The organism is Nocardia sp. CA-290969, assembly GCF_050936135.1.
Taxonomy (GTDB): domain Bacteria; phylum Actinomycetota; class Actinomycetes; order Mycobacteriales; family Mycobacteriaceae; genus Nocardia.
Genome location: NZ_JBNJNJ010000001.1, coordinates 2,607,275 through 2,626,891 on the forward strand (window position 1 = coordinate 2,607,275; position 19,617 = coordinate 2,626,891).

Here is a 19,617-nt window from a genome sequence, read left to right on the forward strand (position 1 = left end):
TCACCAGGGCGAGGGCCGGTAGTCCTTCAGGAAGCAGCCGTACAGATCTTCGCCGGCCTCGCCGCGCACGATCGGGTCGTAGACGCGAGCGGCGCCGTCCACGAGATCCAGCGGGGCGTGGAACCCCTCGTCGGCGAGGCGGACCTTGGTGTAGTGCGGGCGTTCGTCGGTGATCCAGCCGGTGTCGACCGCGGTCATGAGGATGCGATCGGTGTCGAACATCTCGCCGGCGCTGGTGCGGGTGAGCATGTTGAGGGCGGCTTTCGCCATGTTGGTGTGCGGATGGCCGGGACCTTTGTAGCCGCGGGAGAACTGGCCCTCCATGGCGGAGACGTTCACCACGTACTTGCGTCGGGCCGCGGCCGCGGCCAGTGCCGGGCGGAGCCGGGATACCAGGATGAACGGCGCGACCGAATTGCAGAGCTGCACCTCGAGCAGTTCGGTCGGGTCGACCTCGCCGACAGTGTGCACCCAGCTGTTGGTGTGCGCGAGGTCGGGGACCAGGCCGCCGGCGTCGATCGCGACTCCGCGGGCGATTCGGTCCGGTGTGGCCGATCCGGCGACCAGCGCCAATTCGGCCACATCGGCACCGGTGAGGCCGGGGGTGAGCGAGGCCGTCAGCGCGGTCGGATGGGCGCGGGTGGTCTGGCCGAAGGTCACCTTCTCGGGCAGCGCACCGGCCGGGAGCGGATCGGATTCGGCCGCCGCCAAGGCGCTGTACGCGCCGGGGGAGCGGCGTACGGTCTGCGCGGCGTTGTTGATCAGGATATCGAGCGGCCCGTGCGCCGCCACATCATCGGCCAGCGCCACGACCTGCGCGGGATCACGCAGATCGATACCGACGATCCGGAGCCGGTGCAGCCAGTCGGCGCTGTCGGGCTGGGCGGCGAACCGGCGGATCGCATCGTTGGGGAAGCGCGTGGTGATCGTCGTATGCGCGCCGTCGCGCAGCAGCCGCAGCGCGATGTACATGCCGATCTTCGCCCGCCCGCCGGTCAGCAGGGCGCGGCGGCCGGTGAGATCGGTGCGGGCGTCGCGGCGGCCGTGGCTCATCGCCGCGCAGTCCGGGCACAGCTGATGGTAGAAGGCGTCGACCCGGGTGTACTTCTCCTTGCAGATGTAGCAGCCGCGGGCGCGCAGCAAGGTCCCGGCAGAGGTTCCACTGGTGGCCGAGCTGATCGGGATACCGGCGGTCTCGTCGTCGATCCGGTTCGGTGATCCGGTGGCGGTGGCGGCTACGACCGCGCGGTCCGCGGCGAGTTTGGCCTGTTTGGCGGCGATACGGCGTTGCCGTTTGAGTTCTTTGAACATGCCGCCGACCGCGCGCTGGACGGTGACCGAATCGGGATGGCCGGGCTCGAGCCGGCCGGCTTGGTCGAGAACGCGCAGACAGGTGGCGAGGTCGTTCGGATCGATACTGGGCTCGGCCATCGGGTCGGGGAATGTCCTTCGTGAGCTGGGGAAGCGTGGCCACCATTGTGGCAAGGCGCGGGATCGGCAGCGACGCCGGGCGCGGTGGGCGCCGCGCCGACGTCGTTGACATAATGCCAATAGTGCGGGAAAGTCGTTCCCGAACGATCCGGCACGAACGGTGCCGGGCTGGGTGATCACGACCGAAGGACGCGGATATGGCACGCCCCGCTTGGAGTGACGACGAGGTCGAGGCGGTACGGGAACTCGCCCGCACCTACTTCGACAAGGAAGTGGTGCCGCACGAGGAGCGGTTCATCGAACAAGGCCACCCGGACAAGGCGCTGTACCGGCGCGCCGGCGAACTGGGCCTGCTCTGCCCGGCGGTCGCCGAGGAATTCGGCGGCGGCGGCGGGACCTTCGCCCACGAGGCCGCGATCATCGAAGAACAGGTGCGGGCCGGTGACGGTGCGCTCGGTATCCCGGTGCACAGTTCGATCATCGCGCCGTACCTGGCCGAATTCGGGTCCGACGAGCTGAAGAAGCGCATCCTGCCCAAGGCGTGCAGCGGTGAGATGGTGCTCTCGATCGGGATGACCGAACCCGGTACCGGTTCGGACCTGCAGGCGATCAAGACCCGCGCGGTCCGCGAGGGCGACGAGTACGTGATTACCGGCTCGAAGATCTTCATCTCCAACGGCTGGCTGTGCGACGGCATCATCATCGCCGCCAAAACCGACCCGGAGAAGGGTGCGGCCGGGGTATCGCTGCTGTTCGCCGAGGTCGGCGACGATACGCCCGGTTTCACCCGCGGGCGGATCCTGTCCAAGATCGGCGGTAAGGGCCAGGACACCGCCGAACTGTTCTTCGACGGTCTGCGTGTGCCGGCGGCGAACCTGCTGGGCGGGGCAGAGGGGCAGGGCTTCTATCAGATGATGCAGCTGCTGGCGCAGGAACGGCTGGTCACCGCGATCATGGCGGTCGCGATGATGGAACGCGCGGTCGAACTCACCGTCGAGTACACCAAGGGCCGGGAGGCCTTCGGCAAACCGCTGTTCGCAATGCAGAACACCCGGTTCGAGCTCGCCGAATGCGCGACCATCGCGCGTACCAACCGCGTCTTCCTCGACGACTGCATCACCCGGCATCTGCGTGGCGAACTCGATATCCAGACGGCGGCCATGTCCAAGTACTGGTCCACCGATCAGCTCGGTATCGTCGTGGATCGCTGCCTGCAGTTGTTCGGCGGCTACGGGTACATGACCGAATACCCGATCTCCCAGCTCTATACGGGCGCGCGGGTGCTGCGGATCCTCGCGGGCAGCAACGAGGTGATGAAAGATCTCATCGCCCGTGGACTCTGATCTCGAACGCGGCCTCGGTCCCGGCGTAACCGCCTACGGATCCGCCGGCGCCGCACCGGCGCGGCGCCGCCGCCTCGAACCCGACGAGCGGCGTGCGCAGATCCTGGCCAAGGCCATCGATATGTTCGGGGAACGCCCGTACGCGGCGGTCTCCACAGCCGAACTGGCGCAACGCGCGGGTGTGGCCCGGGGCCTGATCAACCACTACTTCGGCAACAAACGCGACCTCTATCTCGCGGTGGTTCGCAGAATGGTGACCTTGCCCCGCGCCGACGAGTTCGCGGTGCCCACGGGCAGCACCCGGGAACGGATCGACGCCAGTGTCCGCTGGCTGCTGGATACGATCTCCGAGCACGGCAGCACCTGGGTGAAGGTGACCAGCCACGAGGGCGTCGGTGACGACCCCGAGGTACAGCAGATCCTGGACGCTGCCGACGATGCCGCGGCCCTGCGGCTGCTGGCCATGATCGGACTGTCCGGCGACGAGGCGGCCGAACCGCGCCGGGCCATGGTCCGCGCCTACGGCGGGCTGGTGAAAGTCGCCGGGCGGGAATGGCTCACCCGCGGCACGATGACCCGCGAGCAGGTGCATGCACTACTGGTCGACGTCCTGACCACCCTGGTCACCGAATCGCTGCCCCGGGTACGCGGCGACAACTGAGCGGGCCGGCGGGTCTCGTTATGGGAAATCACGGCGTGTCGGGTGGACAACTGTGATGTGAACAATTCCCGTTTCGCGGCGCGGCGTGCCGATCCCACCTATTGTTGGCCGCAGTGCCGGGCGGGGACGACTACCCCGGATTTCCCCGGCGGTGGTCGAAGGGGTCGTGCATGGCATATTCGCAGCGCTGGGGTGAGCAGCGCTGGCCGGAGGTACCGCCCGATCGCGACGCCGAACCGCCGGTGCGTGCGGGTCGCCGCCGACCGGATCCGATCGCGGAACCGGTGGACATCGATTACGCCGACGAACCGTCGTTCGAGATCGACCGGCCGGTCGTCAACCCGTATGCAGTCGTCGCGCTGGTGGCGGCGCTGGTCCTCCTTTTCCCGGTGGCGATCGTCTTCGGGCTCATCGCGTTCTCCCATCCCCGCGGCCGGTTCATGGCGTTCACCGCATTCCTGCTCGGTGCGCTCGAGGCGGCAGCACTGGTGGCGTTCGTCGTCCTGCCCCGGGACCGGGTCTCGGACATGTACTCCCGGGTCGGCGAAGCGCTGGGTGTGACCGCCGGGTCCGAAGTAGCGGCGGGTGATCCGGCCACCGGCCCGGTGGAAAATGCGACCGCCGTGTCGATTCCCGCGCCGTCCACACAACTTTCCGCGCCGTCCACCCGGCCACCGTCCCCGCGGCCCGTCCCAGGGAGTGTGGCGCCGGTCGCCGAACAGGACACCGCCTGCCCCGAACCCGCCCTGATCGGGGTGGCCGCCGACGGCGCCACCCTGCTGTGTTTGGTCGACGCGGAGTCGGTCACCGGATATCAATGGTCCGGCCCGCGCCGGGTCGCCGAGTCCGTGCACGCGGAAGGCGAGGACTGTACGACCGGCGCGGCAGCGACCGCCCGTACGTCCGCGGGCCGTGCGCTGGTGTGTGAAAACGGTGCCTGGGTGTTGTGGACGTCGTGATCCCCGGCTGCCGGACTAGCCGGCCGGGCCGGGCTTGCGGGCGCGGCTGGGCTGTACCCGCGGCGGCTCGTTCGGCATCTTCGGGTATTGCGGTGGCCACGGCGCGTCCATGAGACCGGCAGCCATATCGCGCTCGGACATCTCCAGCAGCGGTTGGATCGATTGCGGGGGCCGTTCGGCCCACGGGTCGCCCGTTTCGGCGAGCCGCGCCGGCACCGTGGCGATCGTCAGTTCCTCCGGAACCACCGCATCCAATTCCGACCAGCGGACCGGGGTGGAGACCTGCGCGCCGACCTTGGGCCGCACACACCACGCCCCGAAGACGGTTTTGTGCGGGGCGTTCTGGTTGTAGTCCACGAACACCCGCCGCCCGCGTTCCTCTTTCCACCAGTGCGCGGTGATCTCCTCGGGATGCCGGCGTTCCAGCTCGCGGGCCAGCGCGACCGCGGCGGCGCGCACCTGGTACCCGTCCCAGCGCGGTGCCAGCGCGATATAGAGGTGCAGGCCGCGCGACCCCGACGTTTTCACCCAGGTGTCGATACCGAGTTCGGCGCACAGTTCACGGGTGCGCAGCGCCGCTGCCCGCAGTTCGCCGAAACCGATCCCGGGTGAGGGGTCGAGATCGATCCGGAGTTCGTCGGCGATGCCCAGCTCGGCGGCATGGTTCGGCCAGACGTGGAACCCCAGGCACCCCTGGTTGACCGCCCACAGCACATGGGCCATATCGTGCGCCACCAGCGCATCACTGGTGGTGCCGTTCGGCGTGGACACCTCGACGGTGTGCAGCCAGTCCGGCGCCGATTTCGGCACCCGCTTCTGGAACCAGGATTTACCCGACGCCCCGTCGGGATACCGTTCCAGCAGCAGCGGCCGTCCGCCGTTGACCCGCAGGAACGGTTCCTCGACGCTCAGGTAGTAGCGCACGAGATCGAGTTTCGTCTCGCCGCGCCGGGAGAAATACACCTTGCCGGGGTTGCTGATGGTGAGGGCGCGCCCGGCGACCTCGATCTCGGCCGCTTCGCTCATTTCGCCACCGGGGCCCCGAAGATTTCCCGCAGTTCGGCGGGCGCGGCTTCGTCGAGCTGGGCGTAGGTGCAGGACTCGGGGGTGCGGTCGGGCCGGAAGCGGACCAGTCGCCCACCGTGCCGGAACCGGCCGGATTGCACATGCTCGTACCGGACCTCGGCCACCAGTTCGGTGCGCAACGGTTCCCAGGACAGATCCTTGCCCGCGCTCCACCGGCTGACCCCACCCGGGATCGACCCACCCGAGGCCGCCTGCGCCGCGGCATCGGCCCAGTCCCGCCACGGATGGTTGTCCAAGGCGTGTTCCCGGTAGGGCGCGAGTTCGCCGACGAGTTCTCTGCGGCGCGCGGCGGTGAAACTGCTGGCGACCCCCACATGATGCAGGTTGCCCTCGTCGTCGAAGAGGCCGAGCAGCAGGGAGCCGACGCCGGCGCCGTCCTTGTGCCGGCGGAACCCGGCGACCACACAGTCGGCCGTGCGCTCGTGTTTGACCTTGAGCATCACCCGTTTGTTCTGCTGATACGGCTGGTCGTCGGCCTTCACCATCACCCCGTCGAACCCGGCGCCCTCGAATCGGGTGAACCAGTCGCGGGCCAGCGCCGGGTCGCCGGTGAGCGGGGTGAGGTGTACCCGGCCGGGCGCGGCGTCCAGAATCGACTCGAGCAGGCGGCGGCGTTCGCCGAACGGTGCCTCGGTGAGATCGCGGTCGCCGAGCGCGAGCAGGTCGAACGCGACGAAACTGGCGGGGGTCTCCGCCGCCAACTTCGTGACCCGCGATGCCGCGGGATGCAGCCGTTGCTGCAGAACATCGAAATCGAGACCGTGCCCGGTGACCACGACGATCTCCCCGTCCACCACACAGCGGGGCGGCAGGGCCGTCCGCAGCAGGTCGGCGACCTCGGGGAAGTACCTGGTCAGCGGCCGGTCGTTACGGGACCCGAGCTCCACTTCGTCGCCGTCGCGGAAGACGATGCAGCGGAAACCGTCCCATTTGGGTTCATAGCTCAGTCCGGGCCCGTCCGGTATCTCGGGGGCGGTTTTGGCCAGCATGGGGCGTACGGGTGGCATCACCGGTAGATCCACGCGATCCTCCTCGGGTCGATCCTCACCCGTATCGACGCCGCGGCCGGCGCCGATTCATCGCTCCCGATGATAGGAGTTCGTGCCGGCATATCGGCGGATGCCGGCGTTCAGTCCGCGATCCAGCCCTGCTCGGCGGCGAAATCGGTGAGCCGTTCCCGGATCACGACGATCTCCCCGGCGGTGAGCGCCGGGGAGGCATCCAGCAGCAGTTCGGTGACCAGCCGGAGATATTCGCCGGCGGTGAGCCGGGAACCCTCGCGCCCGGCGGTCTCGGCGCGGTGGCCGTGCGCCCGGAAGGACCGGAGATTGATCGCTTTCGGGCCGCGATCACCTTCGGTCACCTCGAATTCGAAGGTCCGGCCCTGCCGGAGTTCGTCTTCGCCGAGACCGATATCGTTGACGTGGACGAATACATCGGGCCCACCGTCCTCGGGCCGGATGAATCCGAATCCGCGCGCTGCGTCGAACGACACCAATTTCCCGCTGGCCACCACACCGCTCCTCGCCGCAGTTACGCGGTCACTCTATATCGCGTTTTTCCGGATCGTCGGAGATCAGTGCCTTCTGCAGGGAGTTGAACACGGTGAGTCCCTGCCCGACCATGCCGTTGAGCAGTTCACCGACCCCGTCGGGTCCGTTGAGCACCGTCAGATTCGCATTGGACAGTCCGCGGGCGGCCTGTTCGACGATGAGCGGCAGCTGCTCGATCAGCATCTGGTCGAGCGCGATCCGGTTGTTGGAGGCTGCGGCCTCGGCCTGGATCCGGGTCCGGTTCGCTTCGGCCTCGGCCAGGATCCGGACCCGGTCCGCCTCGGCCTGCGCCGGTTTGACCACCTCCGCCTGCAGTTGCTGTTCGCGCAGTTCGGCTTCCTTGCGGGCCTGGGCGGCCTGCGCACTCAGCACTTCCTGCTGGGCCAGCGCGGCGGCCAGCGGTCCGGCGGCGGCGGCTTCCGCCTCGGCCTTGTCGATATCGCGCTGGTAGCTCGCCTTGAGGATCGAGGTCTCGCGTGAGTATTCGGCCTGTTTACGCAGCGATTCCTGTTCGGCCTCGGCCGCGCGCTGGGCGGCCTGCGATTTCGCGATCTGCGCGTCCCGGTGCACGGCGGCGTTGTGCGGGGCGGCCAGGGCGGAGATGTAACCGAGATCGCCGTCGTCGATGGATTGGATCTGGAACGAATCGACCCACAGGCCGATATTGCTCATCTCCACTTTGGAGGCCACCAGGACCTCGTCGGCCAGGCGCTGCCGTTCCCGGATGATCTCCTCCACGGTCATCGAACCCACGATGGAGCGCAGGTGGCCCGAGAAGATCCGCCCGGTGAGCACCGACATCTCCTGCTCCTGTTCGGAGAGGAAACGCTGCGCCGCGTTCACGATCGAGGGGGTGTCGTTGGCCACCTTGAAAGCGATGACCGCCCGCACCTGCAATTGAATCGCCTGTTTGGTGACGCAGCGTTCGGAGATCTCGGCCTCGAACATGGCCAGCGACAGATACCGGACCTTGCGGAAGAACGGCATCACCCACGTGCCGCGGCCGATGATCACCCGGAACGGTGCGGCGTCGCTGCCGCGCGCACCGCTGACCAGCATTGCCTCGTCGGGATCCGGGACGTGATAACCCAGCACGAATGACTCCTCGCGTTCGTCTACTCTGACGCCGGGTCCGGGGTGAGAGGTATCCAGGGCACCACATCGGCGATGCGGCCGGAATCGACCGCGACCACGAGCACGGTGCTCCCGGCCGCGATGGCTTCGGTGGCCCGTGCGATGTACCCCTCGGTTCCCCCTCGGACGGCGACCAGGATCTCACCCAGCATCCCGGGGCCTCGGATCGGCGAGATCAGCTTACCCGTCGACCCGACAACTTCGTCGGCCAAAGTTCGTGAACCTCCAAGCCCTGCGGCGATTTCCGCTCCCGCGAGGCTACTGGTAAAGCGTGCGATACGCACCGAGCATGGCGACCAGATGGTCGACGATCTCGTCGCGGGTCGCGCGCAGGGATCCGTTGAGCCAGGCCGAGAACATACCCGCGTTCCCGCTGGCCATGGTGACCGCCGCGAGCCGGCGCCGCACCGGATCGTCGATCCGGGCGAAGAGATGGTCCTGGATGAGCCGGGTGAACGCCGGCATCACCGAGATGGTGGTCTGCCCCAGCCCGGTGCTGGAATAGGGTTCGACCAGGAACAACCGCGATTTCCGCGGATCGGCGAGCACCTTGTCGACCAATGCCTCCGACAGCGCGCGGTCCCGCGAGGAATCGTCGGCGACGGCGAACGCCGTCATCGGTTCCAGGAAATCGTCGGCGGTCTGCCGGTACAGCACATCGAGCAATTCGTCGCGGCTGGCGAAACTTTCGTAGAAATAGCGGTCGGTGAGATTGGCCCGCCGGCAGACCGCCCGCATGGTGACCCCGGCCGCGCCGGCTTCCCCGATCAGATCGAGCGCGGCCTCGAGCAGCGCCGTGCGCCGGGCCTGTTTGCGCTCAGAAAGCGTGGTGCCGCCCCAGATCCGGGGCCCGCCGTCGTCCGATCGCTGGTCTGCATGCACCCGACCACAGTAATCTGCCGCGATGATTCGCACGGTGGGGTGGTGGCGGCGGCCGGTTGCCCGCGCATTCGTTCAGCTCTCGGCCGCAGGTGCCGGCTGCCGGGCGACGAGCACGGCGCGACCCTGCGCGAGGTCGACCCGGTTCCGCGGCGGCGCGCCGTCGCTGTGGTCCTCGCGGAGCATGGACTGCGCCGCTCGCTGGTCCAGTTCGCGCCGCTTCGTGCCGTACCAGAACGCGGTGATCTCCTCGACCCCCGCCGCGGCGACCCGGGTGGAGGTGCGGGCCTTCGTCGCATGCCCGGTCTTCGGGAACCGGGTGTGGACCCACCGCACTGCCGCCGCCGCGCCGAGCAGCAGCATGAACATCGGAGCGCCGAGGAAAAGGATTTCCATGGGTTCACGATAGGTCTCGTCGGCACATCCGTGGGGCACGCGTGAGACGGCGCCCGATTTGCGGCAAATGTCCGGCGACTATCGTGAACCGCATGGTCTTGGTCGCTGTGTTGCTCGTCGCCGGGTTCGCCACGCTGACCGGGTCGGTACTCGCCGGGGTGGCGACCGGGCTGGACCGGCCGGTGAGTGAGTGGTTCCACGGCCTACGGGAGGAGCCATTGACCACCGGCGCGGTCGTGCTCACACACGCCGGTGGATCGGCGGTCATGTGGGTGCTGGCCATCCTGGCCTGCGGGTGGTTGCTGTGGCGTGGCCGGCGTGCGGATGCGGTCCTGGTCGCGGGGGTGGGCGCGGCCTCGGCACTGCTGGTTCCGGTCGCCAAGCAGCTGATCGGCCGGGACCGGCCGCCGGTCGGCGAGCGGCTGGTCGCGGTGGACAGCCCGGCGTTCCCCTCCGGGCACAGCACCGGTGTGGCGGCGGTGGTCGGCGTGCTCGCCGCGTTGTGTTTCCTGCGGTTCCGGCATCGGGTGGCGGCGTGGGTGACCGTGGTGGTCGCGGCCGTGTTCGTGGGCCTGGTCGGGCTCACCAGGGTGTACCTCGGGGTGCACTGGCCGACCGATGTCCTCGCCGGCTGGTCCCTCGGTGGACTACTGGTGGTGGTCGGGGTGCTGGTGCTTCGCCGGAGCGGCGCGGCGGCACCCCCGGAGCGGCGCGACCCAGAATCGGCGGATGCGAACCGGTCGCGGACCTTCGCCGAGTCGGTGTCCGGAACCTCGCCGAGGTAGAGCGCCCGCGGCCGGTTATCCCCGTTCCAGCTCGAGCCCGGCCGCGCGCCAGCCCGCGATTCCGCCGTCGAGGCTGTACGCGGTATGCCCGGTCTGCTGTGCGGTGGCTGCGAACTGCCGGGAGATATCGCCGGTGGGGCAGGTGAAAACCACCGGGTGCGCCCGGGAGAACGGGGTGCCGTGGGTGAACAGGTCGGTCAGCCGGTCGTCGGGGATATTGATCGCGCCGGGGATATGGGCGATCCGGTACGCCATCGCCCCGCGCGTATCGACGACGACAGGGCGCCGGCTGCGGATGAGGTCGGCGAGCTCGGCCGGGCCGAGCACCGCGACCGCGGCGATCTCCGCCGGTCCGGGCGCCGGCCGGGTGCTCTCGCGCCCGAACAGATCCGGGCGCCGCTGGGCGATATACGACAGGTACGGCTCGAGCCGGTCGCAGACGATGACCACCCCGACCACCGGGGCCCCGGCGCGGCCGGGCCGGGCGAGCACCTCCCGGGCCGCCGCGTAGGCAGCGCCGCTGGTGGGACCGGCGAGAATCCCGTAGCCGGTGGCGAGCTCCAGCGTGGCGTCGATCGCGGGCCGGGATTCCACGGTGACGATCTCGTCGTAGAAATCGGGCTGGAACAACCCGACCTCCCACATCTCCCGTTCCGAGCGAATCCCGGGGATGAAATCCCCGCGGTCGGATACCACCGCCACCGTACGCAGGCCCGGATGGTATTTCCGCAGATAGCTGCCCGCGCCCCGGCTCGACCCGGTGGTCCCCAGCCCGCCGAAGAGGTAGTCGACGCGGTCGATCCCCGCGGCGGCGAGATCCTCGTGTATTTCCCGGCCGGTCCCGTCGTGATGGGCGGCGATATTACGTTCGCTCGTGTATTGCGACAGATGCCGGAACCGCTCCGGTTCGGCGGTCATGGCGCGCTCGATCGCGGAGTACACATCGTTGGGCGTGGTGGGATCGGGGCATTCGGACAACCCGGGCAGCTCGACGATATCGGTGCCGAGCAACCGGAGCAGATCCCGTACCTCGCCGACCTTGATCCGGTTGGTCATGGCCCGCAGCCCGATCCCGTGTACCGCCCCGAGGATGCGCAGCGCCTTGGCGGTGTTCCCGCTGGACGCCTCGATCAGGGTCCGTCCCTCGGCGCGCACCGTATCGATTTCGTCGCTCAGCATGGCCCAGGCGACCCGGTCCTTGACCGAACCGAACGGGTTGTGTGATTCCAGTTTCGCGTACAGCTCGACGCCGTCCAGCCTGTGGACGGCCGGGTCGAGACGGAGCAGGGGAGTGTCACCGATCAGTTCGGTGATGTGCTGGTAGATCGTCACGGAACCTCGGGGGATGCTGATCCGGTATCGGGGGTGGCCGGGCGGTAGCCGGCGTCGGGGGTGGCGCGGAAACGCCCGTCCCGGACGTCGATCGCCACCTTCTGCGCCGGTGTGTGCATGGCGGCCGGCGCGGCCGACAGATCCATGTGATAGCCGGCGGTATTCGGGAATACGATCAGGTCGCCGGGCCGGGGCCGCCACGGCAGCCACACCGTATGGGCAGCGACGAGGTCGCGTTCCAGGCAGAGCCGCCCGGCCAGGAACACCGGCACCGGGTCGTCCGGCGGGGCGGGCAGGGAACCCGCGAGCAGCAGCGGGTCGGCCATCACCTCCTGGTCCGCGGGGGTCACGGTATCGCGGCTGAGGTCCAGGTGGACGAGCACACTGCCGTCGGCGGCCGTTTTCACGAATTCCACCCGCGCCAGCGTGATCCCGGCGTGATCGGTGAGCGCCTTACCCGGTTCCAGCCAGAGCTCGAGCAGATTGTCGGCGGCGACACGAGCCAGACCGCGCCCACCGTGCCCGTCGAGCGGAGCGGCCAGTAGCTCGGCCAGCATCGTCTCGGCGGCCACCGTATTGGCGTACTTGTGGAACACCGGGATGCCACGCACCGCGGCGCCGTCCACCTGATACCCGAACGTATTGGTGCCCCAGCTCATCCGCGGCCCGCGCCCGGCCAAGCCCTCGCGCAGCCGATGCACATAGTCGTCGAACCGGCCGGCATCGGCCGTGAACACCTGCCGCAGCCCGCCGCCGATATTCAGGACCGCGGGGAGCAGATCCCGGTCGTAAGCGCGTTCGAGCAGCGCGAAACAGGTTTCGGCCGCCCGGATTCGTTCCGCGATATCACCGGTGTCGAGATGAAAAGCCGGACCGCGGAAGATCAGCCGATCCCGATGGCCGGCGAGCACCGCGAACGCGTGCTCCACCTGATCCACCGGGATCCCGAACCGGCTGACCTGGGAACCGGGGAATCCGCTGATCCGCAGCAGGACCGGCACCGGCGCCGCGGGCGCCGCCAGCCGGGCCAGCGTTTCCAGCTCCCATTGATTGTCGATACTGACCGTGACACCCGTGCCCACCAGCTCACGCAGGAAGCGTTCGCCCTTCGGCCCGGTGACCTCGATGCGCTCCGGTCCGAAACCGGCGCGGCGGGCCGATTCCAGTTCGCCGGGCGAGGCCACGTCCACCGATATTCCGCGGGCCGCGGCGGTCCGGACGAACGCGGCGGAGCGGTTGACCTTGTGGGCGTAGCAGATGCGATATGGGACCCCGGATGCGTCGAGGACACCGGTGAGACGGCCGAGGTTGCGTTCGAACACCTGCGGGAAGATCAGGTGCACGGGCGTCGCGAACCGCTCCACCACTTGATCGAGTAACTCCCGCTCGGCCAGGAACTCGCGGACGAGCGGATCCCAGAGCGCCGGTAGCCCGGGGGTCTCGGCAGGACTGCCCGCTGTCCACGCGGCGGATGCGGCCGGATGGGATTGCGCGGTCATCGCGGCCGGGGTGCCGGCGCGATATCGGCGGCCCGGCTCACCGGGTTGTAACCGCCGTCGCGGAGCGCTTCGAACGCCCGGGCGCGGTTGCGCGGGCTGCGGAATTCGGCAACCACCCGTTTGGTGTCCAGGTCGATCTCGACGACCGGGATATCCATGCTTTCCAGCACCCCGCCGATGGTCCGGACACAGTGTTTGCAGGTCATATCGGGTACCGAGAACTCCCGGTCGGCCGCGGCCACGGGCCGGTCGTCCGGTGCGTCGGGCCGGGGAACCGCCACGGGTTCGCAGCGGCTCGCGAGTTCGGCGAACGCGTCTACGAAACGCCGCACGACGACGGGCAGCAGGCTGTAGTTCTCGTCGTCGGCGCGGTGGGTGACGGCCGCCAGGCACGTCGGGTGTTCGGCTGAGGGGAGTAGCGCGTACTGGCGGGAGATGAGGTCCAGATCGTCGTGATAGCGGGCGATGGCCGCGGGCACGGACAAACCTTCCTCGGTGGTCGCCCGGTGCATCACCCGGTGCGCGTCGGAGATGGTGGCATCCTTCATGGCGCGCAGGGTCGCGAGAGTGCCGGCGGGGTAGCGGAGGGCGCCGTCCTCGGTGACCCGCAGCGTCACCGGGATCATGCCGCGCCGATAGGTCGAGGTCTGCAGTTCCCAGAACCAGCGGGTCGCGACAGCGGTGAAGATCCCGGAATCGCGGAGTGCGCGGGCGAATTCGGCCGCGGACCGATACGGGGTGCGGCCCGCCAGCAGCGCGTGCTGGGCCAGCGCCCGGCCCGCGGATTCGATGCCCACCCGGAAGATATCGAGCGGCTCGTGGTCGGTCGTCGTCGCCTCCAGTACCTCCCGCGCGTCCACCGTCAGGTCCGTGATCCGATCGGCCAGCGCGGATTCGGCGTCGATCTGCTCCCACAGCAGCAGGACGGCCTCCCGGGTCGCGATCGGGACCAGCGGGCCGAGGCCGTCGGCCCGGTAGAACCCGGTATTGGGGATTCCCGCGCTATCGGTCCAGGTCATCCGGTGGGTGGCGGAGGTGACCTCGTCGGCCCGGCACGGGCGCATGAACCGCTCGAGGTACAGCCGCTGCGAAAAGGTGAGATGGCTACCCGGTTCGGGGCTCAGCTCGGTCGCCGTGTATTCGAACCGCCGGACCGGACGCGCCGCGGCCGTACCGAACAACCCCGGCCGGGCGAGGTCGGCCAGGATTCGCGAGGCCGTCCGCCGGTGATATCGGGTCGCAGGCGTGCGGTCGGTGGAAATACCGGTCTCGGTGGTCATACGAACTCCTCGGCCAGGGCGCGGACGCGATCGGTGAAGCGGTCGATATCGTCGAGGCCGGTGTAGATATGGGTGCTGACCCGCACCGACTCGGCTTCGCCTGCCCCACCCGGTACACAGTGCGTACCGGTGCGCACCAAGAAGCCGTATTCGGCGAGGACGAAGCCCAGATCGGCCGCCGAGATCCCGTCGAGAGTGAACGAGACGATACCGTGCCCGCGGTCCTCACCGCCGTACGCGGGACCGGGTAGGAAATCCACCCCCGGGATCCCGCGGAGCCCGGCGAGCAGCCGACTGGTCAGTATCGCGTTGTGCCGGGCGATCGCGGCCATCCCGTACGACTCGAGCACCTCGAGCGCTGCGCCGAGCGACAGGATGCCCGGGATGTTCGGCGTACCACCCTCGAGCAGTCCGGGCATCCGGCCGTTATCGAACCCTTCGGGGCCGAGGTGTGCGTCGGTTGCCCCGCCCGGTAGGAACGGACGGAGGTCGGTATGCACCCGGGGGTGGCAGTACAGCACGCCGACACCGGGTGCGGCGAACATCTTGTGTGCCGCGAACACCGCGAAATCGGCCCCGAGCGCGGTGACATCGACCGGGACGTGACCGCCGCTCTGGCTGCAGTCGTAGCACAGCAGTACGCGCTCGGGCAGCCGGTCGCGGAGGCCGGCCAGGGTGGTCAGGCTGCCGAAGACGTGGTGCAGGTGGGTGACGGTCAGCAGCCTGGTGCGCGGGCCGAGCTTCGCGGCGATATCGGCGGTGTCGGCGTGGCCGGACGGCGTCACCCGGTACGGCACGAGCTCGATGCGCCGGCCGAACCGGGCGAGCGTATCCCGCAGCAGATACCAGGGGTGGACATTGGCGGCGTGATCGCGCGGGCTGTAGAGGATTTGGTCGCCGTCGCGCAGCGCGGTGAGACCCCAGCTGAGTGCGACGGCGTTCAAGGCGGCGGTCGCGCCGCTGGTGAAAACGATATCGCGGGGGTCCCCGGCGCCGACGAAACGTGCGGTATGCGCGCGGACCCCGGCGATCCGCTGGGTGAGCGCGGTCGCCCAGGGATAGGTTCCGCGGGCGGCGTTGGCGGTGGCCGATGCGTGGTACTCCCGGACCGTCTCGACAACAGCCCGCGGCTTCTGTGTGGTCGCGGCGCTGTCGAGGTAGACCTCCGCGGCGGTGGCCAGCGCGGGAAAGTCCTGCCGCACCCGCGGTGAAAACAGCTCGCCGGCGGGTATGTCGGCCCCGGTGGGCGGAGCCGGTGAACCTCGACGGGCCGGCGCGGATCGCATCGTGGTCGCTCCTTCCGCCGTTCGCCGGACTGCGAACCACGATACCCATCACCGCGAGCCTCGCCCAGTGCGCTTGGTGCGCAACCGTTTTGGACAGGCTCTCGGACACGCGCGGCAGCTCCCCGGATCTGTCGGTGGCGCGCGTTACCGTGCGCCCATGCCTCTGACTCCCGAAGAACGTCAGTCGTTTCTGGCCGAACCGCATATCGGTGCGCTGTCGGTGTCCGCGGGCCCGGAGCGTGGTCCGCTGACGGTGCCGATCTGGTATCAATACCACCCGGGCGGCGAGTTGTGGCTGCTCACCGGGCCGGAATCGGAGAAGATGCGGCGGATCCGAGCCGCCGGCCGGTTCAGCCTGATGGTGCAGCGGGTGCAGCCGACGGTTCGTTATGTGAGCGTGGAAGGCCCGGTCACCGGGGTCGAAGCGGTGCCCGACGCCCGGCACCGGGAAATGGTCGAGCGTTATCTGCCGCCGGAACAGGTGGAGGGCTACCTCGCCTATGCGGCCGCGGAACTCGGCGAGCACATCATGGTCCGGATGCGGCCGGAGCGCTGGCTGTCCGCGGATCTGGGCTGACCGGGTTCAGTACCCGCCCTGCAGGTACCCCACCAGCTGTTCGCGCTCGGTGGTGAGTTCCGAGAGGGCGCTTTTGACCACGTCACCGATGCTGACGATACCGGCCAGCCGGCCGTTGTCGACCACGGGCAGGTGGCGGACCCGGTGGTCGGTCATGATGCCGCGCAGCCCGTCGACCCGGTCGCCGGGGGAGCAGGTCCGGACCTCGGTGGTCATGATCCGGGCGACGGGTTGGTCCAGCAGTTCGGCGCCGTACCGGTGCAGGCCGCGGACGATATCGCGTTCGGAGACGATGCCGGTGATCCGGCTTCCGTCCGGCGAAACGACGGCGGCACCGATGTTCTGGTCGGCCAGTAGGGCGAGCAACGCGCGGATATCGGTTTCGGGCCGGACGGTCGCGACGGCGCTGCCCTTGGTGTGGAGAATTTCGGCGATACGCATGGTCACCATCCCTGAGCGCGGGATTTCAGAATCTCGCGGTGGTCTGCCGAATACCAGCACGAAACGGCATCGACAGGTCGCCGGGGTATCGGCTCGGACAACCACCGGCAGGTAGGACGACTATTCGTCGTCGAGACCCGCCGACAGGTACGCGGCGGCGGCCAGCCATTGCCGGCACTGTGGACCGTGGACATCGTGGACCCTCAGGATTGCGCGCGCCTGCCGGTAGGTGAGCACCGGTGGCTCCGCGTTGCAATCGGTGCCGGCCTCGGGCGCCGCGAGATGGCGTACGGGCTCGGCGTGGTGCCCCAGGGTGGGGGAGCCGGGGACGCTTCCGACGGCGTTCCGGTGGGGACTTCGGAATGGCTGGGTCATTCGGTTGCCCCTCACGTGCGATGGTGCGGGGGACGACGGGCCGGTCCGGAATCGACTGGGAAGGCTGGGTATCGCCCCTCTTCGGTGGACCGAGTCTAGGCCGCCGTAGCTTACAAATGCAAGTACATCTGCAAACAACAGACGAAAAATCATTTCGGTCCCCGATTCGCGACCGGCGCAGTGGCCGTGCGGTTCTCGCGGATCAGGAGCACCGCCGCGGCCCCGGCTACGGCTTGCGTGCGACACCACCGTACGCAGGGACCGGTGCGCTCTCGCCGGTGCCGGGATGTCCGGGCTTCCACTGGTTTATCGGGACGAATCCGGGGTCCACCATGTCCAAACCGTCGAAGGCGGAGCGGATCTCGGCCCGCGCCCGTGGTAGGTAGGGCTCGCCGGCGGTATCGGTGTATTCGCGGCAGAGCCGCATGTAGTCGCCATCGTCGTCCGTGCCGTCCCACAGGACCAGGTAGCTGTCCGCCGGGACCGCGCCGAGCACCGTGCGCACGATATGCCGCATCTCCTCGGTGCTGGTGGTGTGGCCGAGCACGCCCATGAACAGCACCGCCAGCGGCCGGGTGAAGTTCAGGATGTGGCGGGCGTCGGCGACGATCAGTTCGGGGTGGTGGTAATCGGTATCGAGGTAGGTGGTGACACCTTCGTCGGTGGTGCCGGTGAGCAGTGTGCGGGCGTGGGCCAGGACCATCGGGTCGTTGTCGACGTAGACGATCTTCGAATCCGGTGCCGTACGCTGCGCGACTTCATGGGTGTTCTGCATGGTGGGCAGGCCGGGGCCGATATCGAGGAATTGCCGAATTCCCCTGTCGGCGGCCAGGAATCGCACGGCACGAACGAGGAACTGCCGGGACGCGCTCGCCAGCGTGGTGATCCCGGGGTAGATGGCGATCCCGGCGTCGCCCGCGATCCTGTCGGCTTCGTAGTGGTCGTTGCCGCCCAGCCAGTAGTTCCAGATACGGGACGAATGCGGGATATCGGTTCGGATGGCGCGATGGCGATCATCGGACATGGCGGGCTCCTCGGCGGCGCGGGGTCGGAAGCAGCCGGAAACTGCGCCGCGGCCGACTCCCGAGGGCGGGTGGAACCGACGTTCACCTGCGAGAGTACAAGACTCGCCGGTCCCGGCCCGGCCGACGCGCGGGCCGGCCCGCGTGCGCGCTTCCCCGGCATCGCCGTCCCGCCTGCCGCTGTCGGTGAGGGCGGAATTGGGGTACGGGCAGCTGTGGACGCGCTTCGGCGAACTTCGTGCTATCGTCCTGATGTCGGTGCAGATGCAAGAACACCTGCGAGTGCATCTGTAAGGACCGGCGGTATGCGACAAGTGGTGTCAGCAACCATGAGCAAGGAGTGGGTCCTATGTCGGAAGTAACCAATCAGGTGATCGGAGCTTGGCGGAAGAGCACCTTCAGCAACCCGAGCGGGAACTGCGTCGAGTTCGCCGAAGCGGCCGGTAACCTGGTCGCCGTCCGTAATTCGCGATTCCCCGACGGTGGTGTGCTCTTCTATACCCGCCCGGAGATCGAAGCCTTCCTGCAGGGCGCGAAAGCCGGAGAGTTCGACGATCTGGCCGTCTGAGAGGTAGCATGGGCCGTCGGCGTGGTGCGCCGCGGATTGCACTGTGGCGCACCGTGGGTTAACCCGAAAGCGGAGACGACTCCATGATCGCAGAGCCCGGGAACAGTGGCGGCACGCAACCCGTCGAGGCGGACCGTGGCCCCACGGTTCTACGTATCGCTCTGGGCGGCCAATTACGAAAATTGCGCGAGAGCAAGAAGATCACCCGCGAGGCCGCGGGTGAGGCGATTCGCGGCTCGCATGCCAAGATCAGCCGGCTCGAGCTGGGCCGGACCTCTTTCAAAGAGCGGGATATCCGCGATCTGCTGACGCTCTACGGCGTGACCGATGCCGAGGAACGGGAGAGTTTCCTCGTTCTCGCACGCAAAGCCAACGAACCGGGATGGTGGCATCGCTACGGCGATCTGCTGCCGTCCTGGTTCGGTCAGTATCTGGGGCTGGAGCAGGCGGCGAGCAAAATTCGTACCTACGAATCGCATCTCGTTCCCGGGCTTTTGCAGACCCCGGATTACGCGCGGGCGGTGGTGACCCTCGGCTACGAGGATTCCGATACCGACCGCCGCGTGGCCTTCCGGCAGCGCCGGCAGGAGATTCTGCATCGCGACAATCCGCCGGTGATCTGGGCGGTGATCGACGAGGCCGCGCTGCATCGCCCGGTGGGCGGTGCCGAAGTGCATCGCGCGCAGATGGAACACCTGCTGCATCTGACCCGGTTACCGAATGTGACCATTCAGGTCGTCCCGTTCTCCGCGGGGGAGCACCCGGCGGCGGGAAGCTCGTTCACCATTCTCCGATTCGCCGAGTCCGATCTGCCGGATATCGTCTATCTGGAGCAGTTGACGAGTGCGCTGTATCTGGACCGGCGCGAAGACCTGGCGTTGTACCTGTCGGTGATGGACCGGTTGAGTGTCCAGGCCGCTACTCCGGAGAAATCGCGGGCGATCATCGCCGATTATACGAAAGGCCTGTAGCACAGGCGGTTTCGGCGGTCGCGAATATTTCGTGAACCG

22 protein-coding genes are annotated in these 19,617 nt (G+C 68.4%); 7 read left to right on the forward strand and 15 right to left on the reverse strand.

Features of this window, described 5'->3' with window-relative positions:
- Complete coding sequence (locus tag ACQEVO_RS12135) at nucleotides 1-1,431, reverse strand: SDR family NAD(P)-dependent oxidoreductase (RefSeq protein WP_432912277.1); 1,431 nt, start codon at nucleotides 1,429-1,431, stop codon at nucleotides 1-3.
- A 197-nt stretch (nucleotides 1,432-1,628) separates the two neighbouring features.
- On the opposite strand from ACQEVO_RS12135, the gene ACQEVO_RS12140 reads away from it, so the two are divergent.
- From ACQEVO_RS12140 to ACQEVO_RS12150, 3 genes are all read left to right on the forward strand, one after another.
- A complete protein-coding gene (locus ACQEVO_RS12140) occupies nucleotides 1,629-2,774 on the forward strand; it encodes an acyl-CoA dehydrogenase family protein (protein ID WP_432912280.1) in 1,146 nt (381 codons plus the stop codon).
- Nucleotides 2,764-3,435: a TetR/AcrR family transcriptional regulator gene (locus tag ACQEVO_RS12145; protein ID WP_432912283.1), complete on the forward strand. Its 672-nt coding sequence runs from the start codon at nucleotides 2,764-2,766 to the stop codon at nucleotides 3,433-3,435. The genes ACQEVO_RS12140 and ACQEVO_RS12145 overlap by 11 nt, the downstream gene beginning before the upstream one ends.
- 170 nt (nucleotides 3,436-3,605) lie before the next feature.
- The gene (locus tag ACQEVO_RS12150) at nucleotides 3,606-4,394 is read left to right on the forward strand and encodes a hypothetical protein (protein ID WP_432912285.1); all 789 of its coding nucleotides are present in this window, start codon (nucleotides 3,606-3,608) and stop codon (nucleotides 4,392-4,394) included.
- A gap of 15 nt (nucleotides 4,395-4,409) precedes the next feature.
- On the opposite strand, the gene ACQEVO_RS12155 is transcribed toward ACQEVO_RS12150, so the two are convergent.
- The 7 genes from ACQEVO_RS12155 to ACQEVO_RS12185 form a co-directional block, all read right to left on the reverse strand.
- Nucleotides 4,410-5,420 (reverse strand): DNA polymerase domain-containing protein, encoded by a 1,011-nt coding sequence (locus ACQEVO_RS12155; RefSeq protein ID WP_432912287.1) that lies wholly within the window; start codon nucleotides 5,418-5,420, stop codon nucleotides 4,410-4,412.
- Nucleotides 5,417-6,502 (reverse strand): ATP-dependent DNA ligase, encoded by a 1,086-nt coding sequence (locus ACQEVO_RS12160; RefSeq protein WP_432912289.1) that lies wholly within the window; start codon nucleotides 6,500-6,502, stop codon nucleotides 5,417-5,419. The genes ACQEVO_RS12155 and ACQEVO_RS12160 overlap by 4 nt, the downstream gene beginning before the upstream one ends.
- Before the next feature lie 107 nt (nucleotides 6,503-6,609).
- A complete protein-coding gene (locus ACQEVO_RS12165) occupies nucleotides 6,610-6,996 on the reverse strand; it encodes a cold-shock protein (RefSeq protein ID WP_432912291.1) in 387 nt (128 codons plus the stop codon).
- 25 nt (nucleotides 6,997-7,021) lie between these two features.
- Nucleotides 7,022-8,128 (reverse strand): SPFH domain-containing protein, encoded by a 1,107-nt coding sequence (locus ACQEVO_RS12170; protein WP_432912293.1) that lies wholly within the window; start codon nucleotides 8,126-8,128, stop codon nucleotides 7,022-7,024.
- A 20-nt stretch (nucleotides 8,129-8,148) separates the two neighbouring features.
- Nucleotides 8,149-8,379, reverse strand: coding sequence for a hypothetical protein (locus tag ACQEVO_RS12175; RefSeq protein ID WP_432912295.1), 231 nt, complete (start codon nucleotides 8,377-8,379; stop codon nucleotides 8,149-8,151).
- Nucleotides 8,380-8,425: 46 nt separating this feature from the next.
- Nucleotides 8,426-9,049, reverse strand: coding sequence for a TetR/AcrR family transcriptional regulator (locus tag ACQEVO_RS12180; protein ID WP_432912298.1), 624 nt, complete (start codon nucleotides 9,047-9,049; stop codon nucleotides 8,426-8,428).
- 72 nt (nucleotides 9,050-9,121) lie between these two features.
- On the reverse strand, nucleotides 9,122-9,442 hold the full coding sequence (locus ACQEVO_RS12185) for a DUF6191 domain-containing protein (RefSeq protein WP_432912301.1): 321 nt from the start codon (nucleotides 9,440-9,442) through the stop codon (nucleotides 9,122-9,124).
- A gap of 92 nt (nucleotides 9,443-9,534) precedes the next feature.
- Here ACQEVO_RS12185 and ACQEVO_RS12190 point away from each other — a divergent pair, with 92 nt between their 5' ends.
- Nucleotides 9,535-10,227, forward strand: a complete 693-nt coding sequence (locus tag ACQEVO_RS12190; RefSeq protein WP_432912302.1) for a phosphatase PAP2 family protein — start codon at nucleotides 9,535-9,537, stop codon at nucleotides 10,225-10,227.
- 15 nt (nucleotides 10,228-10,242) lie between these two features.
- Here ACQEVO_RS12190 and ACQEVO_RS12195 read toward each other — a convergent pair whose 3' ends face one another.
- Genes ACQEVO_RS12195 through ACQEVO_RS12210 form a run of 4 tightly spaced genes read right to left on the reverse strand, consistent with a single transcriptional unit; the run spans nucleotide 10,243 to nucleotide 15,624 of the window.
- The gene (locus ACQEVO_RS12195) at nucleotides 10,243-11,559 is read right to left on the reverse strand and encodes a pyridoxal-phosphate dependent enzyme (RefSeq protein WP_432912303.1); all 1,317 of its coding nucleotides are present in this window, start codon (nucleotides 11,557-11,559) and stop codon (nucleotides 10,243-10,245) included.
- Nucleotides 11,556-13,058 carry an alanine racemase gene (locus ACQEVO_RS12200; protein ID WP_432912305.1) on the reverse strand — a complete coding sequence of 501 codons (1,503 nt, stop codon included), beginning with the start codon at nucleotides 13,056-13,058 and terminating at the stop codon, nucleotides 11,556-11,558. The genes ACQEVO_RS12195 and ACQEVO_RS12200 overlap by 4 nt, the downstream gene beginning before the upstream one ends.
- Nucleotides 13,055-14,338 (reverse strand): heavy-metal-associated domain-containing protein, encoded by a 1,284-nt coding sequence (locus ACQEVO_RS12205; RefSeq protein WP_432912307.1) that lies wholly within the window; start codon nucleotides 14,336-14,338, stop codon nucleotides 13,055-13,057. The genes ACQEVO_RS12200 and ACQEVO_RS12205 overlap by 4 nt, the downstream gene beginning before the upstream one ends.
- Entirely contained in the window at nucleotides 14,335-15,624 is a 1,290-nt protein-coding gene (locus tag ACQEVO_RS12210; RefSeq protein WP_432912308.1) for an aminotransferase class V-fold PLP-dependent enzyme, read from the reverse strand. Before ACQEVO_RS12210 ends, ACQEVO_RS12205 begins: the two co-directional genes overlap by 4 nt.
- A 157-nt stretch (nucleotides 15,625-15,781) precedes the next feature.
- On the opposite strand from ACQEVO_RS12210, the gene ACQEVO_RS12215 reads away from it, so the two are divergent.
- Nucleotides 15,782-16,201 carry a pyridoxamine 5'-phosphate oxidase family protein gene (locus tag ACQEVO_RS12215; protein WP_432912313.1) on the forward strand — a complete coding sequence of 140 codons (420 nt, stop codon included), beginning with the start codon at nucleotides 15,782-15,784 and terminating at the stop codon, nucleotides 16,199-16,201.
- Nucleotides 16,202-16,207: 6 nt separating this feature from the next.
- Here the strand turns inward: ACQEVO_RS12215 and ACQEVO_RS12220 are convergent, their stop codons facing one another.
- From ACQEVO_RS12220 to ACQEVO_RS12230, 3 genes are all read right to left on the reverse strand, one after another.
- On the reverse strand, nucleotides 16,208-16,642 hold the full coding sequence (locus tag ACQEVO_RS12220; protein WP_432912315.1) for a CBS domain-containing protein: 435 nt from the start codon (nucleotides 16,640-16,642) through the stop codon (nucleotides 16,208-16,210).
- A 120-nt stretch (nucleotides 16,643-16,762) separates the two neighbouring features.
- Nucleotides 16,763-17,017, reverse strand: coding sequence for a hypothetical protein (locus tag ACQEVO_RS12225; RefSeq protein ID WP_432912317.1), 255 nt, complete (start codon nucleotides 17,015-17,017; stop codon nucleotides 16,763-16,765).
- A gap of 226 nt (nucleotides 17,018-17,243) precedes the next feature.
- On the reverse strand, nucleotides 17,244-18,041 hold the full coding sequence (locus ACQEVO_RS12230; protein WP_432912320.1) for an SAM-dependent methyltransferase: 798 nt from the start codon (nucleotides 18,039-18,041) through the stop codon (nucleotides 17,244-17,246).
- A gap of 347 nt (nucleotides 18,042-18,388) precedes the next feature.
- On the opposite strand from ACQEVO_RS12230, the gene ACQEVO_RS12235 reads away from it, so the two are divergent.
- Nucleotides 18,389-18,607, forward strand: coding sequence for a DUF397 domain-containing protein (locus ACQEVO_RS12235; protein ID WP_280399108.1), 219 nt, complete (start codon nucleotides 18,389-18,391; stop codon nucleotides 18,605-18,607).
- An 83-nt stretch (nucleotides 18,608-18,690) separates the two neighbouring features.
- Nucleotides 18,691-19,578, forward strand: a complete 888-nt coding sequence (locus tag ACQEVO_RS12240; protein ID WP_432912323.1) for a helix-turn-helix domain-containing protein — start codon at nucleotides 18,691-18,693, stop codon at nucleotides 19,576-19,578.
- Nucleotides 19,579-19,617 lie beyond the last annotated feature (39 nt).